The organism is Mycobacteroides immunogenum (genome assembly GCF_001605725.1).
Taxonomy (GTDB): Bacteria; Actinomycetota; Actinomycetes; order Mycobacteriales; family Mycobacteriaceae; genus Mycobacterium; species Mycobacterium immunogenum.
Map to the genome: position 1 here is coordinate 4,717,483 of NZ_CP011530.1, position 18,776 is coordinate 4,736,258.

The 18,776-nt window shown below is 62.2% G+C and carries 14 protein-coding genes and 1 pseudogene; 7 read left to right on the forward strand and 8 right to left on the reverse strand.

Annotated features, from left to right (window positions below):
• Nucleotides 1-72: 72 nt before the first annotated feature.
• Together ABG82_RS23415 and ABG82_RS23420 are read right to left on the reverse strand one after the other, a co-directional pair.
• Nucleotides 73-1,149 carry an NAD-dependent epimerase/dehydratase family protein gene (locus ABG82_RS23415; RefSeq protein ID WP_043076682.1) on the reverse strand — a complete coding sequence of 359 codons (1,077 nt, stop codon included), beginning with the start codon at nucleotides 1,147-1,149 and terminating at the stop codon, nucleotides 73-75.
• Nucleotides 1,150-1,182: 33 nt separating this feature from the next.
• Nucleotides 1,183-2,472, reverse strand: coding sequence for a glycosyltransferase (locus ABG82_RS23420; RefSeq protein WP_043076683.1), 1,290 nt, complete (start codon nucleotides 2,470-2,472; stop codon nucleotides 1,183-1,185).
• Between the two features lie 433 nt (nucleotides 2,473-2,905).
• Here ABG82_RS23420 and rfbA point away from each other — a divergent pair, with 433 nt between their 5' ends.
• Nucleotides 2,906-3,772, forward strand: a complete 867-nt coding sequence (rfbA, locus tag ABG82_RS23425; RefSeq protein ID WP_043076684.1) for a glucose-1-phosphate thymidylyltransferase RfbA — start codon at nucleotides 2,906-2,908, stop codon at nucleotides 3,770-3,772.
• A gap of 134 nt (nucleotides 3,773-3,906) precedes the next feature.
• A complete protein-coding gene (locus ABG82_RS23430) occupies nucleotides 3,907-4,254 on the forward strand; it encodes a hemophore-related protein (RefSeq protein ID WP_043076685.1) in 348 nt (115 codons plus the stop codon).
• Between the two features lie 120 nt (nucleotides 4,255-4,374).
• Here the strand turns inward: ABG82_RS23430 and ABG82_RS23435 are convergent, their stop codons facing one another.
• Genes ABG82_RS23435 through ABG82_RS23445 form a run of 3 tightly spaced genes read right to left on the reverse strand, consistent with a single transcriptional unit; the run spans nucleotide 4,375 to nucleotide 10,639 of the window.
• Nucleotides 4,375-7,335 carry an MMPL/RND family transporter gene (locus ABG82_RS23435; protein WP_174544343.1) on the reverse strand — a complete coding sequence of 987 codons (2,961 nt, stop codon included), beginning with the start codon at nucleotides 7,333-7,335 and terminating at the stop codon, nucleotides 4,375-4,377.
• A gap of 11 nt (nucleotides 7,336-7,346) precedes the next feature.
• On the reverse strand, nucleotides 7,347-10,226 hold the full coding sequence (locus ABG82_RS23440) for an MMPL/RND family transporter (RefSeq protein WP_043076687.1): 2,880 nt from the start codon (nucleotides 10,224-10,226) through the stop codon (nucleotides 7,347-7,349).
• Entirely contained in the window at nucleotides 10,223-10,639 is a 417-nt protein-coding gene (locus ABG82_RS23445) for an MmpS family protein (RefSeq protein WP_078343651.1), read from the reverse strand. The genes ABG82_RS23440 and ABG82_RS23445 overlap by 4 nt, the downstream gene beginning before the upstream one ends.
• A 534-nt stretch (nucleotides 10,640-11,173) precedes the next feature.
• Between ABG82_RS23445 and ramB the strand changes: the two genes are divergently transcribed.
• Both ramB and ABG82_RS23455 read left to right on the forward strand, forming a co-directional pair.
• Nucleotides 11,174-12,604 carry an acetate metabolism transcriptional regulator RamB gene (ramB, locus tag ABG82_RS23450; protein ID WP_043076689.1) on the forward strand — a complete coding sequence of 477 codons (1,431 nt, stop codon included), beginning with the start codon at nucleotides 11,174-11,176 and terminating at the stop codon, nucleotides 12,602-12,604.
• Nucleotides 12,601-13,134: a carboxymuconolactone decarboxylase family protein gene (locus ABG82_RS23455; RefSeq protein WP_043076690.1), complete on the forward strand. Its 534-nt coding sequence runs from the start codon at nucleotides 12,601-12,603 to the stop codon at nucleotides 13,132-13,134. Before ramB ends, ABG82_RS23455 begins: the two co-directional genes overlap by 4 nt.
• Nucleotides 13,135-13,157: 23 nt before the next feature.
• Here ABG82_RS23455 and ABG82_RS23460 read toward each other — a convergent pair whose 3' ends face one another.
• The 3 genes and pseudogenes from ABG82_RS23460 to ABG82_RS29270 form a co-directional block, all read right to left on the reverse strand.
• The gene (locus tag ABG82_RS23460; RefSeq protein WP_043076691.1) at nucleotides 13,158-14,144 is read right to left on the reverse strand and encodes an aldo/keto reductase; all 987 of its coding nucleotides are present in this window, start codon (nucleotides 14,142-14,144) and stop codon (nucleotides 13,158-13,160) included.
• A 1-nt stretch (nucleotide 14,145) separates the two neighbouring features.
• A complete protein-coding gene (locus tag ABG82_RS23465) occupies nucleotides 14,146-14,565 on the reverse strand; it encodes a MerR family transcriptional regulator (RefSeq protein ID WP_043076692.1) in 420 nt (139 codons plus the stop codon).
• Between the two features lie 33 nt (nucleotides 14,566-14,598).
• Nucleotides 14,599-14,778 (reverse strand): annotated as a pseudogene (locus ABG82_RS29270) (hypothetical protein).
• Nucleotides 14,779-14,794: 16 nt separating this feature from the next.
• Between ABG82_RS29270 and ABG82_RS23470 the strand changes: the two are divergent.
• The 3 genes from ABG82_RS23470 to ABG82_RS23480 are packed head-to-tail and all read left to right on the forward strand — an operon-like array spanning nucleotide 14,795 to nucleotide 18,776.
• On the forward strand, nucleotides 14,795-16,333 hold the full coding sequence (locus tag ABG82_RS23470) for an APC family permease (RefSeq protein ID WP_043076693.1): 1,539 nt from the start codon (nucleotides 14,795-14,797) through the stop codon (nucleotides 16,331-16,333).
• A complete protein-coding gene (locus tag ABG82_RS23475) occupies nucleotides 16,330-17,598 on the forward strand; it encodes an acyl-CoA dehydrogenase family protein (protein ID WP_043076694.1) in 1,269 nt (422 codons plus the stop codon). Before ABG82_RS23470 ends, ABG82_RS23475 begins: the two co-directional genes overlap by 4 nt.
• Nucleotides 17,595-18,776 carry a GNAT family N-acetyltransferase gene (locus ABG82_RS23480; RefSeq protein WP_043076695.1) on the forward strand — a complete coding sequence of 394 codons (1,182 nt, stop codon included), beginning with the start codon at nucleotides 17,595-17,597 and terminating at the stop codon, nucleotides 18,774-18,776. Before ABG82_RS23475 ends, ABG82_RS23480 begins: the two co-directional genes overlap by 4 nt.

Below are 18,776 nucleotides of genomic sequence, written 5' to 3' on the forward strand. Positions count from 1 at the left end.
AGTCATCGTGTCGCCACCTCTCAACTAGGCATCGGAACCTGTTGCAGTGCCCATTTATTCAGCAGGATCCGGTCAAAACCCTTTCGCGCCGATCCACTCCAGCAGAACCCGCAATCCATCTTCGAGTGACCACTTGGGCGACCAAGCGAGTTGTTCTTTGGTGGGCTCGACATCGCTACTGGCGGCCCGCACGTCGCCGTCACGGAACTTGCCCACGACAACCGGTTCCGGGGCGCCGCACATCTGCGCGAGCGTGCGCGCCAGCTCATGAATGGTTGTCGCGGTACCCGAACCGATGTCGACGCAGCGCTGGACCGTAGCGGGGGTTTGCACCGCGGCGAAAAGCCCGTCGATCACGTCGTCGACGAAGACGAAATCGCGGATGATCCTTCCGTCCTCGTACACCTCCAACTGCTGTTTCGCGCGCGCTAGGCGTGCGAAGAGCGCCACGATCCCGGTATACGAGTTCGTCAACGATTGACCAGGGCCATAGGCATTCTGGAGCCGCAAGATGCTCAAGTTGGTGTCATGTCCGGCGGCCCAGGCAGTCAACAAATGCTCCTGCGCCAACTTGGTCGCCGCATAGATGTTGGCGGGGCGCGGCTCGGTACTACCGGCGCGGTTGGGCAGCGGTTCGGCCGCCTCTCCGCCGGGCCCTTGCGGATCCCAGCTGCCCGCGGCAAGCTGCGCATGGCTGCGCGGGCGCGGGTAGAAGATCCGCTCGCCTTCGGAGTCTTGATACCGCCAAGCTCCTTCGCCGTAGACCGCGCGCGATGACGCCACCACCAGCTGCTCGGGCACCAGCTCGGCGCGGCTCATCGCGTCCAGAAGCTGGGTCGTACCAACGACATTGACCGAGCCGTGGCGGGTCGACTGCGACAGCGACTGTCCAGTACCCGTCTCGGCCGCCAAATGCACCACCTGGGTTGGCCGGAACAACCGGAACACCGCATCCCAGTCCGGTGCGTGGGTGACATCGCCGGTGAACAGCCGAACCGCGGCCGGCAGGGTGATCTCGCCACGTTCGGAATGCACCTGCGGATGCAGGACATCCATCACCGCTACATCCCATCCTGCTTCGACAAGACGCGACGAGAGCGCGGAACCAAGGAATCCCGCGCCGCCTGAGATGAGTACGGATTTTGACATGAGCCGAAAGCCCCCGTTTCTTCTGCGATGCGACTAGATGGATTTCGTTACAGAGCGGACGGATCGTTGCGAAAGCGCGAACCCCTCCACAAGATCGGCCGCCCTGGTCACGCTTTGTGCCGCCGGGGTCATCCGGCCCGCGATTTCACGAGCGCGTTCCGCGCACTCCGGTGCCAGCACACGACGCAGGTCCGCGATCAACGATTCCCTGGTCGTTCCCGAAAAACTATTTACTGCACCAACTTTCAAGAGTTTTACCCGCGAGGCCCAGACCGGTTGCGCACCATCTATCCAGAGCACCAAAGTGGGAATCCCGGCCCGCAGACTAGCGGCCAGAGTCCCGGCTCCACCGTGGTGTACGGCGGCACGGCACACAGAGAACACCGCCGCGTAGTTGACCGGCCCCACCACCTTGACGTGTTCGAACCGCGGAACGTCACTGTAGTCACTCCAGCCGGAGCACACCAGCGCCCGCTCCCCCAGCTCCGCACACGCCGATGCGATCATCTCGATTGTCTCCGAAGGAGATTCGACGGGCATGCTGCCAAAGCCAAAGCAAATTGGTGGCGAACCCGCCGCGGCCCACGACGCGACATCCTGATCGGCGTCGGTGGACAGCTCCATCGTCAAGGTGCCCACGAACGGGCGCTCATCGGCCCATTCTCCCCACTCGGCCGCCAGTCCCGGAAAGCACACCTCGTCGTACGCCTGGATCTCCAGCGCCCCCCGTTCGACGATCCGGCGGGATACCGATGTCGTCGCCCGGGGCAGACCAAGCTCACGCCGCTGCGCGTCTTCCACCTTTTTGTTCAACCGCCAACCGAACCAGTCATAGAGCCGCATCGCCGTGACGGCCAGTGGAGATGGCAGATTCGAGAACAACGCGCTGTTTACCCGCACCGGGGTGTTATGCAATGTGGCAAACGGAATGTCGTGGTATTCGGCGATATTGGCCGCCGGTTCCTGGTAGCTCTGGCCGGCCAGCAGCACATCAGCATGTGCCGCCACGCCCGCCAGTGCCGCACTCATCTCGCTCCAGGCCCTGTCGCTGAGCCGCCACATTTCGTGCCACAGCCTGCGCAGCTTTCGGACATTCCAGACTTCATGGAAGAAACACCGCCACAGATCGCGATAGACACTGAGCCAACTCTGCGTCTCGAGTCCATACGGCACGGTATGCAGTCCCGCCCCCTCGGCAAAACCAACCAGGTCCGGCGGCACCGCGATACACACGTCATGCCCCCTGCGCTGCAGCTCTCGACCCACCGCTACGGAGGGCTCGATGTCCCCGCGAGTTCCGTAGGCAGCTAGCACGAGTTTCATCGTGGAACCTAGCCTTTCCAGTCGCACCGGCTCAGAGAGAAATGGGATCACGCAGTTTGGCTTGGCAATTTAGTAGGCATTCGTACCTTAACCTCTGGGGCGTCGCCATTATTACCGATTTCCGGTGCCACCGACAGACTCGCCCAATTGTGCATACATACGTCACCAGACCTTGCAAACGCGTACGCAATGCCCCAGGACCAGGCGTCCTCGAGCGATATCCGTCGTCAAATTCGGTATCAAGAAAGATTCTTGATGATTAAGGCCTTACGTGAACCGGCGCTGCGCTCGATCGGCCGATTTGTCGGCATCGACGGCCGCGGTCAAAAAGTCGCGATAGGGTGATGTCGTGTTTGGCCACGAGTTCACGGCGGAAACCGTCTCCCTCCGTGAACTCAGCGAATCCGTCAAGTTCGTCCGCTAGGGGAAACATATGCGCGGAATTATCCTGGCCGGCGGTTCGGGCACTCGCCTGCACCCCATCACGATGGGCGTCAGCAAGCAGCTGCTCCCGGTGTACGACAAGCCGCTCGTCTACTACCCGCTGTCCACCCTGATCATGGCCGGCGTGCGTGACATCTTGATCATCACCACCCCCGCCGATGCTCCGGCGTTCCAGCGGCTCTTGGGCGACGGCTCAGCATTCGGCATCAACCTCAGCTACCAGCCGCAGCCGCAACCGGAGGGACTCGCACAGGCATTTGTGCTCGGCGCCGAGCACATTGGCTCCGACACCGTCATGCTGGCGCTGGGCGACAACGTCTTCTACGGCCCCGGTCTGGGCACCAGTCTGCGCAGATTTGAGAACATCGAGGGCGGCGCCATCTTCGCCTATTGGGTCGCCAACCCGTCGGCCTACGGCGTGGTCGAGTTCGACGCCGTCGGAACCCCGCTGTCCCTGGAAGAGAAGCCGGTCGAACCGAAGTCGCACTACGCGGTGCCCGGACTCTATTTCTACGACAACGACGTGGTTGAGATCGCACGATCACTGCGAAAATCGGCCCGCGGCGAGTACGAGATCACCGAGGTCAACCAGACCTACCTGGATCAGGGACGGCTGTCGGTCGAGGTGCTGCCACGAGGAACCGCATGGCTGGACACCGGTACCTTCGACTCACTCCTGGACGCGAGTGACTATGTGCGCACCATAGAACGCCGCCAAGGCCTGAAAATCGGCGTTCCCGAAGAAATTGCATGGCGTGCCGGATTCATCGATGACGACCAGCTCGCAGCCCGCGCGAACGAGCTGCTCAAGTCTGGATACGGCAGTTACCTGTTGGAGATTTTGAAGCGGAAATAGGAGAAAGCTTCAAAGCGCTGTAACACAACGGAATATCGAACAGATAGCAGATATGGGACTTGGTGCACGAAAGGCCATGTCTTAGCCGAATGGTTAGAGTTGATGAGGTCGGTACTAGGAGGCGACTGAAGAAAATGATCAATCTTTCACTGACGAAAATTGCGGTGACCGCCGGAGGCCTGGCACTGGCATTGACTGCTGGGGCTGGGGTTGCGTCTGCCGACCCGCTACAGCCGATCATTGATGAGCTGGTCGCTACGACCTGCACATACGACCAGGCGAATACCGCACTACATACGGAAAACCCCATGGCGGCGACATACTTCGACGAGTCGCCCCCCAATCAGGAGTTCCTGCGGATCTTCCTGAGCTCCCCGCGGGCGAAGCGTGTGCAGCTGCTGAATGATGGCAGGAACAACCCCGGTGTCGACACCGTGCTGCCGATCTTCCAGCAGATGCTGCGTAACTGCCACAAGTACTAAAGGCCGGCTAGACAGACCCGAAGGGCCGGGCGCGAGAATCCTCTCGCGCCCGGCCCTTCGTGCTTGATTAGAGAAATCTGTTTCGTGTGCCGATACGAAACCAGTTGAACGGCAACTGAACTACTCAGAGAGCCGCGGAAACTCCGTGGTCGGACCCTCATCGTCATCGTTCGAGTGCGGCCGTGGTGACGCGGGCGCTGCGGCCGCATGCGCCCCGACGGGCTCCAGTAGAGCGCTCGGCGGCCGTTGCCGCACGCGCTGCGGCCACCAGAACCACCGGCCCAGCAGCGCCGCGATCGACGGGGTCATGAAGGAGCGCACGATCAGGGTGTCGAACAGCAGACCCAAACCGATGGTGGTACCGATCTGTCCGATGATCTGCAGATCGCTGACCACCATCGAGGCCATGGTCGCCGCGAACACCAATCCCGCGGACGTCACCACCTTTCCGGTACCACCCATCGCGCGGATGATGCCGGTGTTCAAGCCGGCACCCATCTCCTCCTTCATACGGGAGACCAGCAGCAGGTTGTAGTCGGAACCGACTGCCAACAGGATGATCACGGACATCGCCAGCACCATCCAGTGCAGATTGATGCCCAGGATGTATTGCCACAGCAGCACCGACATACCGAAGGACGCGCCCAGCGAAAGAGCCACGGTGCCAACGATCACCAAGGCCGCGATGAAGCTTCTGGTGGTGACGAGCATGATGATGAAGACCAGGCAGATCGCCGCGATACCAGCGATCAACAGGTCATATGTCGAGCCGTCTTTCCAGTCCTTGGCAGTTGACGCGGCACCGGCGAGGTAGACCTTGCTACCCACCAGCGGCGTCCCCTTGAGCGCTTCTTCCGTCGCGTTCCGGATCTGTTCGATCCGGCTAATTCCCTCGGACGTCATGGGGTCACCGTTGTGGGAAATGATGAACCGCACCGATTTTCCGTCGGGCGAGATGAACGAATTCATCGCGCGCTGGAAATCCGGGTTCTTGAAGACCTCCGGGGGCAGGAAGAACGAATCATCGTTCTTCGAAGCGTCGAACGCCTGCCCCATCGCCATGACATCGTCGGTGGTCTCGTCCATCTGGGCGAACTGGCCCGACATGGTGGCGTACATCGTCAGCGTCATGGTCCGCATGGTCTTGGTGACCTCGATCATCTGCGGGAACTGCATCATCAGCTGCGGCATGATCGCGTCGAGTTTGTCCATGTCCTTGACGAGGATGATCAGCCCGTCATCAAGGGCATCGGCACCATCCAGCGCGTCGAAGATCGATCTGATCGACCAGCAGATGGGGATGTCGAAACAGTGCTTGTCCCAATAGAAGTAGTTACGGATCGGGCGCAGGAAGTCGTCGAAGAGCGCGATGCTGCCGCGCAGGTCGTCGGTGATCTGCTGCACCTCGTGCGTATCGGCGGTCATCCGATGTGTGGTCTCGGACATCTTCTTCATCACTTCGTACGTGCGCTGCATCGTCGCGATCATCTTGCCCAGATCATCGGCCTGCTTCTGCATGTCCGCGATGCGCTTCTTCTGGAATCGCGTTGCCTGCACCTGGCCGGCACTCTGCAGGCTCAACAGGAAAGGCACCGAAGTGTTCGCGATCGGCGTGCCCTCGGGGCGGGTGATTCCCTGCACCCGTGAGATACCGCGCACCTTGAAGACGGCCTTCGCCAGCTTGTTCAAGACCAGGAAGTCCGAGGGATTCCGTAGGTCATGGTTGGCCTCGATCAACAGCACATCAGGATTGAGGCGCGACTCGGTGAAGTGGCGTTGCGCGGCGGCAAACCCCTGATTGGCCGGAATATCGCCGGTGATGTACAGGCGGTCGTTGTAGCTCGTCTTGTATCCCGGAAGCGTGGACAACCCGACCAAAGCGACGGCCAGCGAGGCGACCAGGATGGGAGCCGGCCAGCGTACGACCGCGGTACCCACACCGCGCCAGCGCTGCACGCGCAGCTTACGTTTGGGTTCGAGGAGCCCGAACCGGCTGGCGACCACGATGCCGGCGGGGACCAGCGTCACCGCGACCGCCACCGCCGCAAGCATGCCGATGGCGCATGGGATACCCATGGTCTGGAAATAGGGCAGCCGCGTGAAGTGCAGGCACAGAATCGCGCCGGCGATGGTCAATCCGGAGGCCAGTACCACCGGAGCGACACTGCGATACGTGGTGTAGTAGGCGGTTTCCCGGTCCTCGCCGGCCTGCCGCGCCTCCTGGTACCGGCCGAAGAAGAAGATCCCGTAGTCGGTGCCGGCCGCGATGCTGAGGAAGACCAGCATGTTGACCGCGAAAGTCGAGAGCACGAACACGTCATTGTGGCCGAGGAACGCCACCACGCCCCGAGCCGCCGCCAACTCGATACCCACCATCGTCAGCAGCAAGATCACCGTGATGACCGAGCGATAGAGGATGAGCAGCAGCGTAAAGATGATGACGACGGTGACCGCGGTGATCTTCAGGATCGACTTGTTACCCGCATGCTGCATATCGGAGGCCAACGGCGCGGCACCGGTGACGTAGACCTTGACGTAGGACGGGGCCGACGGCGACGTCCGGTTGACGATCTCGCGGACCGCGGCGACCGATGCGTCACCCTGCGCAGTACCTTGATTGCCAACGAGATTGAGCTGCACATAGGCGGCCTTCTCGTCGGGGCTCTGCACGCTGGACGAGGTCAGGCGGTCGCCCCACAGATCCTGCACGTGCTCCACGTGCTGAGGATCGTTGCGCAGCTGACGAACCAACTCCGCATAGTAATTGTGCGCATCTTCGCCGAGTGGCTCTTGCCCCTCCAACACAATCATTGCCGAGCTGTCCGAGTTGGACTCGTGGAAGTCCTGACCGATGCGCAGGATGCCCTTGACAGCAGGCGCGTCCTGCGGCATCAGCGATACAGAACGTTCCTCACCGACCTTTTCCAGAGCCGGAATCGCCTTCGTCCAGTCCCAATTGACCGATGACAGCGTCGTTCCCAGGATCAGCACCAGCCAACCCAAGATGATCAGAGGCGACAGCGTTCGTATTGTGCGCGCGATGAACGGCCGCGAGTGTGCCGAATCTGAGTCAGCACTCATGTCCGCTCTCATTAGTTCCTCTGCAGCACAGAGCGAACGAGGCGCGGTCCCCTCCACCCGTGCACCGCGCCGAGCGGCCGGGGACGCACTTGCAGCGGCCACCAGAACCACCGGCCCAAGAGCGCTGCGATGGACGGTGTCATGAACGCACGCACGATCAAGGTGTCAAACAGCAGACCCAAACCGATCGTCGTTCCCACCTGCCCAATGGTGAGCAGGTCGCTCACGATCATCGAACCCATCGTGGCCGCGAACACCAGGCCCGCCGCCGTCACGACCTTGCCGGTGCCACCCATCGCGCGGATGATGCCCGTATTGAGGCCGGCGGCCAGCTCCTCTTTCATTCGCGAGACAAGCAGCAGGTTGTAGTCCGATCCCACCGCGAGCAGCACGATGACCGACATGGCCAACACCACCCAGTTGATCTGGATTCCGCAAATGTGTTGCCAGACAAGAACTGACAAGCCGAATGAGGCTCCCAGCGAGAGCGCGACCGTGCCCACGATCACCAACGCCGCAACCAGGCTTCTGGTCATCAACAGCATGATGATGAAAATGAGGCACAGCGCCGCGACACCGGCGATCAACAGGTCGTACTTGGATCCGTCGACCAGCTCCTTGACACCCGCAGCCGTACCGGCGAGCGAGAGCTTGGCGTGCTCCAGCGGAGTTCCCTTGAGCGCTTCCTCGGCCGCGGTCTTGATCGGCTCCACCCGCGAAATGCCCTCGGTGGTGGCCGGATCACCGCGCTGCGAGATCAGCATGCGCGAGGACTTGCCGTCGGGCGACATGAAGATCTTCATGACCCGCTGGAAATCCTTGTTCTTCAGGACCTCTGGCGGCAGATAGAAAGAGTCATCGTTCTTCGCGGCGTCGAATGCCTTGCCCATGGCCGTCGAATTCTCGGTCGACTCGTCCATCTGGGCGAAGATGCCGGACATCGTGCTGTGCATCGTCAGCATCGATTCGCGGGTGCTCTTCATCGTCTCGATCATCACGGGGAACTGCTCGAGCATCTGCGGCATCAGCTTGTCGAGCTCGTCAAGATCGCCGACCAGGGTCTGCATCTTGTCGGTCACCTGATCAACACCGTCGAGCGCGTCGAAGATGGCTCTGATCGACCAGCAGATGGGGATGTCGAAGCAGTGTTTATCCCAATAGAAGTAGTTACGGATGGGCCGCCAGAAATCCTCGAAGTCCTCGATGTGATCCCGCAGCGTGGACATGTCCTGTTGCAGATCATGAGTGGTGGTGACCATGCGGTGGGTGGTGTCCACCATTTGCTTCATCAGATCGGCCATGCGTTGCATAAGCGCGATCGTCTTGGCCATTTCGTCGGCCTGCTTCAGCATGTCGTCCATGCGCGCCTTTTGGAACGGCAGGCTCAAACGCTGGCTCGCATTCGACATGCTGAGCATGAACGGCACCGATGAGTGATCGATCTGAGTTCCCTCAGGCCGGGTGATGGACTGCACGTTGGCAATGCCCGGCACCGCGAATACCGCCTTGGCCAACCTGTTCAGCACCAGGAGATCGGCCGGATTGCGCATATCGTGATTGGCCTCGATCAGCAAGATGTCAGGCGTGGCCATTTTCGATTCAGGGAAGTGTCGTGAGGCCGCGATGAATCCCTGATTCGCGGGGATGTCCTGCGGAATGTACTTGGCGTCGGTGTAACTCGGGTTGTAGCCCGGCAGCGTCAGCAGACCGATCAGCGCGATCGCGATCGTCGCGGCGAGAATCGGGCCGGGCCACCGCACGATGGCAGTACCGATCCGCCGCCAGCGACGCGTGGTCACCAGCCGCTTCGGATCGAACAGCCCGAACCGGCTGCCCGCCGCGATGCACGCCGGCACGAGGGTCAGGGCGACCGCGACGGCGACCAGGATGCCCACCGCGCCGGGGATACCCAGCGGCTTGAAGTAGGGCAGTCGGGTGAAGTGCAAGCAGGCGATCGCGCCGGCGATGGTCACACCGGAGGCCAGCACCACCTTGGCCACCCCGCGATAGGCGGTGTAATAGGCGGTTTCGCGATCCTCGCCGGCCTGGCGCGCCTCTTGATACCGCCCGGTGAAGAAGATTCCGTAGTCCGTACCGGCCGCGATACCCACCGATACCAACAGGTTGACCACGAAGGTGGTCAGGCCGACTATCCCGTGCAGGCCCAGGAACGCGACGAGACCCCGCGCGACCTGCAGCTCGATACCCACCGTGAACAGCAGGATGATGACCGTGATGAAGGACCGGTAGAGCAGCAGCAACATCAGGAAGATGACGCCGACGCTCACCGCGGTGATCAAGAGAACCGTACGGTTTCCACTCTCGGACATGTCCGAGACGATGGCCGCCGGGCCGGTGACGTATACCTTCACGCCCGGTGGCAGACCGGGTGTCTCCTTGACGACCTTTTTGACGGCCTCGACCGATTCATTCGCATCGGCCTGACCAAAACGACCGGTCAGATTTAATTGCACATACGCGGCTTTTCCGTCGGCACTCTGAGCGGCACCCGCGGTCAGCGGGTCGCCCCAGAAGTCCTGAATGTGCTGCACATGCTTCGTGTCGCCTTTTAATTGGCGAATGACAGCGTCGTAGTACTTATGCGCATCGTCGTTCAGGGGTTGTTCTCCCTCGAGAACCACCACCGCGACGCTCTCGGAATTGGATTCCTGGAAGACCTTGCCCATCTGGGTCATCGCCTTGACGGAGGGCGCATCCGGCGGGCTGAGCGAGACCGAATGTTCTCTTTCGACGATCTCCAGCGGCGGCACCTTGACAGTCAGCAAGACCGTGATTGCGAGCCAGCCCAAGATAATGAACACCGCACCCCGGCGGATAATGGTCGCCATTACCGGCCGGTGCGAACCGATTTTGCCACTTTCCGCGCTCATGCGGCCTTCAGCAGGCAAGAAGTAAAGGCGTTGGTCTGGTTTGTCACCTTCTCGGATTTGACCTCATCGTCCACGATGATGCGGCAACCGATGCTGTGACTATCTCCCTGCGCCATGATGCTTCCCACCGCGCTGGTCTTGGTGATATCGAATTTCACCGACCACGGCAATGTGACTTTCTGTATGTACAGCGGTTCACCGTTCACATCGAAATAGCTGATATCTGCCACGGTTCCCGGCGCCCCAAACACTTCGTAAGACATCTTCTTGGGGTTAAACGATTGCGCGTCGCTCACATTCGTATCCGCGTACGAAGGGCGGTTCTCGTTACCGAATACGCCATGCAGCCGCGACACCGTAAATCCACCGATGCCAATTACCGCAAGTACCAGCAGCGGAATCCACAGACGCATCAAAAGCCGAAGAATCGTAAGCCTCCTCGTCTATCTCTGCATCCGGCACCATGCTCGGACATGTACATCCCAATTGCAAAACGTGGAGCACCTCTGCGGTGCTCCCCGGCCGTTAAAGATTAGACCATGCATGAGAGTCGCGTATGTACCCGTTGCAGACCCGATATTCATTGATTAGCACGCTATTTGGGATACAAGCGTGTACAGATTTACTGCACAGAAACGCGAGCAACGCTCGCGGGCTGATTTCCTATTTCCCAAGAATGGGTGAACGGATGGCTAATCAGCAGCTGGGACGCCTCTTTATGACCTCGCGGCCCCAGAAGCCATCCGAGTGACGCCGGTCATAGCGAGAAGCCGCCGAGCCAAACGTGTTCGCCGGTTGGCCCATCCCCGGTGCCGCCAGAAAGCAAACCAGCTTGATCGCTCGGTGACATCCGGCCCACCCTCGGTAACAACGCGGATGATCCTGGGCAGATCTTCTCCTTGCCAAGACTGCGAAGATGCAGTTCGCAAGGCGCGTACGCTGACCAGGTGTCCAAAACGTACGTTGGAGGGCGCCTTCGTCAACTCCGGAGTGAGCGCGGGTTCAGCCAGGCCGCGCTGGCCCAGATGCTGGAGATCTCGCCGAGTTATCTCAATCAGATCGAACATGACGTCCGACCGCTGACCGTTGCCGTACTCCTGCGCATCACCGAGGTCTTCGGTGTGGACGCCACGTTCTTCTCTTCCCAGGACGACAGCCGCCTCATCGCCGAGCTACGCGAGGTAGTCCAGGACAAAGACCTCGATATCGACGTGGACCCGGCCGAGATCGCCGATGTGGTGGCCGGACATCCCGCGCTGGCCCGTGCCATGGTCAACCTGCACCGGCGCTATCGAATCACGACGACGCAATTGGCGGCAGCGACCGAGGATCGCTACACCGATGGCAGCGGCAGCGGCTCCATCACGATGCCGCATGAAGAGGTACGCGACTACTTCTATCAACGCCACAACTATCTCCATGAGCTCGACACCGCCGCCGAAGACCTGACTGTTCGTATGCGCATGCACCGGGCCGACCTCGCCCGCGAGATCGCCGGCCGGCTCACCGAGGTGCACGGCATACAGATCGCCCGCCGCATCGACCTGGGCGACAGCGTCTTGCACAAGTACGATCCGACGACCAAAACGCTGGAAATCAGTAATCACCTGTCCGGTGGCCAACAGGTTTTCAAGCTGGCCGCCGAGCTGGCCTACCTGGAGTACGGCGATCTCATCGACACCATGGTCGATGACGGCAAGTTCACCTCGGAGGAATCGCGCAAGCTGGCGCGGCTGGGCCTGGCCAACTACTTCGCCGCCGCCACGGTCCTTCCCTACCGCCAGTTCCACGGCGTGGCCGAGGACTTCCAGTACGACATCGAACGGCTCTCGGCCTTCTATTCGGTGAGCTACGAGACCATCTGTCACCGGCTCTCGACGCTTCAGCGCCCGTCGATGCGCGGCGTCCCCTTCTCGTTCGTCCGGGTAGATCGCGCCGGGAACATGTCAAAACGGCAGTCGGCGACTGGTTTTCATTTTTCCTCCAGCGGCGGCACCTGCCCCCTGTGGAACGTGTACGAGACCTTCGGCAATCCGGGCAAGATCCTGGTTCAGGTGGCGCAGATGCCCGACGGGCGCAACTATCTCTGGGTCGCGCGCACCGTCGAGCGGCGTGCGTCGCGCTACGGCCAGCCCGGTAAGACATTCGCGATCGGGCTGGGTTGCGAGCTGCGGCATGCGCACCGGCTGGTCTATTCGCAGGGCCTGGACCTGTCCTCAGAGGGTGCGACGACGCCGATCGGCGTGGGTTGCCGCGTCTGCGAGCGGGACAACTGTCCCCAGCGCGCCTTCCCCGCGCTCGGCCGGGCGCTCGACCTGGACGAGCATCGCAGTACGGTGTCGCCATACCTCGTTCTGCAGGAAGGAGCTCACCCGTGAGCAGTGGCCGTATTCCGTCAGGTGGTCTGCGCGAACTCGGACCGATCAACTGGGTGATCGCCAAGGGCATGGCACGGGCGGTAAACGCCCCGGAGATGCATCTGGCGACCACGCTCGGGCAGACGGGTCCCAGGTTCTGGCCGTGGCTCGCCTACTCCGGTGCCATCCTGCGGGGCACCAAACTCTCCACCCGCGACACCGAGGTGGTCATCCTGCGCGTGGCCCACGTACGCGAGTGTGAATACGAACTGCAGCACCACACCCGCATCGCCAAGTCGGCCGGTATCGAGCCGGCGCATCAAGAGCGGATTTTCGCCGGTGCCAACGCCGAGGGACTCTCCGACAAGGAACGGGCCCTCATCACGGGTGTCGACGAGATCCTTAACACCAGAACACTTTCCGATGAGGCGTGGGAGGGGCTGTCGAAGTTCCTGGACCGCCGCCAGCTGATCGGATTCTGCCTGCTGACCACTCAGTACGACGGACTGGCCGCCACCATGTCATCGCTGCGGATCCCGCTGGATCACTAGTCATCGAACCAACCCTCGCCAGCTCAGTCCAGGCGGGCGAGATGTTCGGCGCTGTACCGCTCCCCCGTCGCCGGCGTAAGACTCTCCAGACGCGCCAGGTGCTCCGGTAGCAATTCGATATCCACCGCGTCGGCGTTCTCGTCGACACGCGAGGCCTTCGTGGTCCCCGGTATCGGCACAACGTCGTCACCACGAGCGAGCAGCCATGCCAGCGCTACCTGTGCGCTGGTCGCCCCGATCGAGGAGGCCACCGCGCGAACCTCTGCGACCAGCGCCAGATTCGCGTCGAAGTTCTCTGCGCTGAACCGTGGCTGTTCTTTACGGAAATCATCCTCGGCCAGTTGGTCTCGCGAACCGATGGCACCGGTGAGAAAGCCGCGGCCAAGCGGCGAGTACGCGACCAGGCCGATGCCCAGCTCCCGGACAGTCGGCAAGATCTCGTCCTCGATATCGCGGGTCCACAACGAATACTCGCTCTGCAGCGCAGTGATCGGATGAACAGCATGCGCCCGGCGAACCGTCCCGGCCGAAGCCTCCGACAGCCCGATGTACCGAACCTTCCCTTGCCGCACCAACTCGGCCACCGCTCCGATGGTGTCCTCGACGGGAACGTTCGGGTCGACACGGTGCTGGTAGTACAAATCGACGTGGTCGACGCCGAGTCGCCGCAGCGATCCTTCGACGGCCGTCGTGATGTTGGCAGGGGTGCTGTCGAGGACTTGCGGCCCGCCCTTGCCATGGGATACCAATCCGAATTTGGTGGCGAGGACGACCTCGTCACGCCGGCCCGCGATGGCCTTACCGACGAGCTCTTCATTGACGAAGGGGCCGTAGATCTCGGCGGTATCGATCAAGCTGATGCCCCGATCCAACGCACGCTGGAGTGTGTGGATCGAGGTCGTTTCGTCCGGCCCACTGTCGGTACCGATCGCACGGTAATACGCCGACATGGACATGGCACCCAGGCCGATCCGTGACACCGACAACTCGCCGAGCCGCGTGTATTTCATATCAGTTCTTCTTCTTTCCGCCGGCGGGTTGAGCCGAGGCACCGTTGACCGACTCCGTGTAGTGCGCGACCTTGAAATCGACCACGCTGAGATCTTCGGTGAGCCGCTCCATGGCGGCCAGAATCCGGACGCGCTGGGCGAAAAGCAGCTCCAAGCGTTCGGCATGCGTTTCCTCGCCGCCCGCCAGCAGCTCGATGAACCGCCGCATATCGCGTACGGGCATGCCGGTACGGCGCAACCGCAACATCAGCTGAACGCGTTCGATGTCGCCGTCACTGAATCGACGTCGGCCACCTCCGTCACGCGGCACCCGCGGAAACAGGCCCTCGCGTTCGAACCAGCGCAGCGCGTCGATCGACAGTCCGGTTTGTTGGGCGACGTGCGAGATGGGGAAGCCGTTCTGCGGCTCACTGGTGCTCACAGAGCCACGGTAGAACCTGGAGTCAACTCCAGGTCAAGTGACAGATTCGGCGCAGGACGCCACCAAAGTCGTCGCAGGTACCGACCACGCCACCAGTTGTGCCGTTGACACGTTCTTGATGCCACCGCACCATCAGTCCATGCGCTTGGCCCAGGACTGTAGGTAGGCGCGCAATTTCCTTTGCGCGCTGCCGGTTTCAGCCCACCCCGCCAAGTGAAGGTATCGCCGCATGTCCGCTCCAACCCGAAATCTCACCGTCAACGGCCGCTCTCTGCAGACTGCCGACTCCCATGGGCTCCAACGCGACGCCGTCGGTTCTTGGGGAGTCTTCGCGCAGGGCCTCGCGGCGGCAGCCCCCAGTGTCGCGGTCGCGACGGTGCCGTTTTCCCTGTTCGTGGCCGCCGGGAAAGGCGCGGCCTGGTCGGCGGTGATCGGCCTGGTAGCGGTCGTGTTGATCGCCACCACCATCAGCTTTCAGGCCAAGCGGACGGTTTCATCGGGCTCGCTGGGCACATACGCCGGCAACGGACTGGGCCCAGGCGCCGCGTACGCGGCGGGCCTCAGCCTGCTCATCGGGTACATCGGATTCGCCACCACCGGAACGCTGGGCGGCGTGCTGTATTTCGAATCATTCCTTGAATCCCTCGGCATCCATTCCGAGGCAACATGGTTCAAGCTCATCTTGGTCGCGGCGGTGGTCGCGCTAGCCGTGTACCTCCCCTATCGCGGGGTATCCATCTCGGCCAAGTACGAGCTCATCTTCGAAATCATCGCCACCGCACTGATTCTCATCATCATCGTGGCCTCATACATCAGCTACGGCTGGCGCATCGATACCGAGCAGTGGGCACTGAGCAACCTGGGCAACAGCACCACCTTCATCGCGGCCGTCACCGCGGTGGGCGCCTACGCGGGATTCGAGAGCGTGGCGTCCCTTGGTGCCGAGTCCCGGGACGCGCACCGCACGATCGCCCGGTCACTGTTGCGTGTCGTCCTGATCATCGGCGTGCTGTACATCCTGGCCACCTACCCACAGATTCTGCAATTCCGAAACATCGACGGCGACAGCGCAATCCTGCCGCAGGTCGCCACGAACTCCGGTGTCGCATGGGCCATCTACCCAATAAGCCTCGCGGTGACCATCGCATTCATCGTGTTCGTCACCGCGGTGATCAACTCGGCCGCCCGGGGCCTGTTCACGCTGGCCCACGAGGGCGCACTGCCGGCAGCACTCACTCGGGTGCACCCGTCCTACAAGACCCCTGTCGCCGGGATCTTCCTCATCGGGATCATCGCGACGGCATTCTCCGTCACCGCCACACTCAGCTCGGTCGGCCGCCTGGTATTCGATGTCTACGGAAACTACGTGGCCAACTGGGGATTTCTGATCAGCTATCTGCTCGTCGTGGTAGCCACACCCATCTGGTTGTACCGCATCAAGGCACTCACCCCGGCCCGGCTGGCAGTATCGACCGCGGCCACCCTGGCCATCGGGTACGTGATCTTCAGTAATTTCTATCCGGTCCCCGAGTTCCCGTTCAACATCCTGCCGCTCATCTTCGGCGCGATTCTGCTCGCCGGACTGCTGCGCTACTGGTACCTGCGCGCCCGGCATCCCGAAGTCGCAGCCCGGATCGGCTCCATCCAAACGCTTTCCGAATCAGAAAAAGAGCGGCTGGCCGAACTCGGCATTCTCGAAGTCCTCCACGAAGAACCCTCATCCGAACCCGTACCCGATCCCGCTGACACAGGAGCTCTCGTCAAATGACTGCCGCCACCACCTCGCCCGTTCTTGCCTATCAGACAGTCAGCGACACCGAGTTCTCCGCGTGGAAAGAAGTCGCCCAACGCGTCGCCGACGACCTGGCGGCCACCGCGCTGATCCGCGACCGCGCCAACCAGAACCCCCTGGCCGAGATTGAGCTGCTGCGCCGCAACGGCCTGCTTTCCTTCACCACCGCGCGCGAATTCGGCGGCGCTGGAGGGAGTCTGACGCAGGCGCTGCAACTGAGCCGCATCATCGCGGCGGCCGACGGATCGATCGGGCAGCTATTGGTCTATCACTACTCCAACGGAGTATGGACCTACATTCTCGGGTCAGCCGCACAGCGCGAATACATCGCACGTGGCGTGGGCGAGCACGGATGGTTCCAGGGCAGTGTCAGCAATCCACGTGACCCGGGCATCACAGTGACCCGGACCGACGAAGGCTACCGGGTCAACGGCAAACGGACCTTCGCCACCGGGGTCGCGATTGCCGACCTGATCACGGTCCTGCTCTATGAGACGGAGCCCATCAACGCGATCATCCCCGGCGACCGGGACGGATTGCGATTCAACGATGACTGGGACAATCTGGGACAGCGGCTTACCGCAAGCGGCAGTGTGGAATTCGATAACGTTCTGCTGCGCCACGACGAGGTGCTGACCGGCCTGGATGAGTACTCGGGAGCCGACGGATCGCGCGAACGTCGCGACGGCCTGCGCGCATTGTTCAGCCAACTGATCTTCGTGCATCTGTACCTGGGCATCGCCGATGGCGCGCTCGCCGCAGGCGTGGCCTATATACGAGACAAGGGCCGGCCCTGGCCAGAGGCACACTCCACCGACGTGACGGACGACCCGTACCATCAGCAGCTGCTGGGCCGCCTATCGGCAGGAGTCGCCGCGGGCATCGCCCTGGCCGATTCCGTCACAAGGGAATTCGAAGAAGCACTGGCATGGGGCCACGCGCCGACCGAGGCCCAATGGGGTGCGCTGGCAATCCGGGTGGATCAAGCCAAATCCGTCGCCACCGAGGTGTCCCTGGACGTGACGCACAACATCTATCAGGCCACCGGCGCCCGGTCGACCGCCAACTCCGTTGGTTTGGACATCTATTGGCGCAATGCGCGCACGCACACCACGCATGACCCGCTGCCGTACCGTCAGCGCGAGATCGGACGGCACCTGCTGACCGACGAATGGCCCTCACCGCGCAGCCTCAACGGCCTGGGGCGTCTCGCCGACACGACACAGGGCAAGAAGCCGTGACAGATATCCGTTCCCTGCAGACCGACGCGGAGCGCGAGCGGGCCTTCACGGTGTTCTGGCGCGCCATGGTCGGATTGCCGCCGCTGGGCGATGTCCCGGTGGACGAATTGTTGGAAGCCGGGCGATATGTGGGCGCGTTTGAGCGCGCAGAACTGGTCGGCGGCGCGGACTCGTACACCAGCTGGCTCACGGTTCCCGGCGGAACGCGGGTTCCACACGCGGCGGTCACGCATATCGGGGTGCTACCTACACATACCCGGCGTGGCATCCTCACCTCACTGATCACCCGGCAGCTCACCGATATCGCCGGGCGCGGCGAGATTGTCGCCAGCCTGCGGGCATCCGAAGCGGTGATCTACCGCCGCTTCGGCTACGGGATAGCCACCAGCACTGCCACCTACCGCGTTCAGCGGCGGCGCGCGGCGCCACTGAACCCCGTCGACTCCGGAGATGTCACCCTGCTCGATGCGGGGGCATCGCCCCAACAACTCGCCTCGATCTATGAAAGGGCCGCGTGGACCGGAGCGGTCGCACGCCCGCCGCAGTGGTGGCGGTTTCATGAGCTGTTCGATGCCGCGCACCCCGGCAAGCCTTACGTCGTCACACACCCGGATGGTTACGTAACGTACCGCCCGCAGGACACGGACGAATGGTTTGCCAGCAGCGCGCGCACCATATTCGTCGATGATCTTGTCGCACATAGTGATCACGCATATCGGGCACTGGTCGGACATCTACTCGACCTGGACCTGGTGGACATCATCGAATTCGGCCCACGCCCCATCGACGACCCGCTTCCCCAGCTCGTGGCCGACCCCCGTGCGGTGACGGTCTCCGGTATCCGGGACGAGACGTGGCTGCGGCTGGTTGATGTCGAGGCCGCGTTGGCGGCCCGTACCTACGCGGACAGTGCGCCCGTGGTGATCGAGGTACACGACACCTTGCTCCCGCACAACGCCGCGCGGTTCTCCGTCAGCTCCGACAAGGTGCGGCGCACCCAGCACACTCCTGACCTGTCGGTGGATGTCGCCGCTCTCGGATCGATCTATCTGGGGGGCAACACCTGGACCGGGCTACGGCGCGCTGGCCTGGTAACCGCGCAGTCGCCGGGCGCGATCGATGCCGCCGACGCGCTCTTTTCCACCAGCACAAAGCCATTCGCCGGTACAAACTTCTAG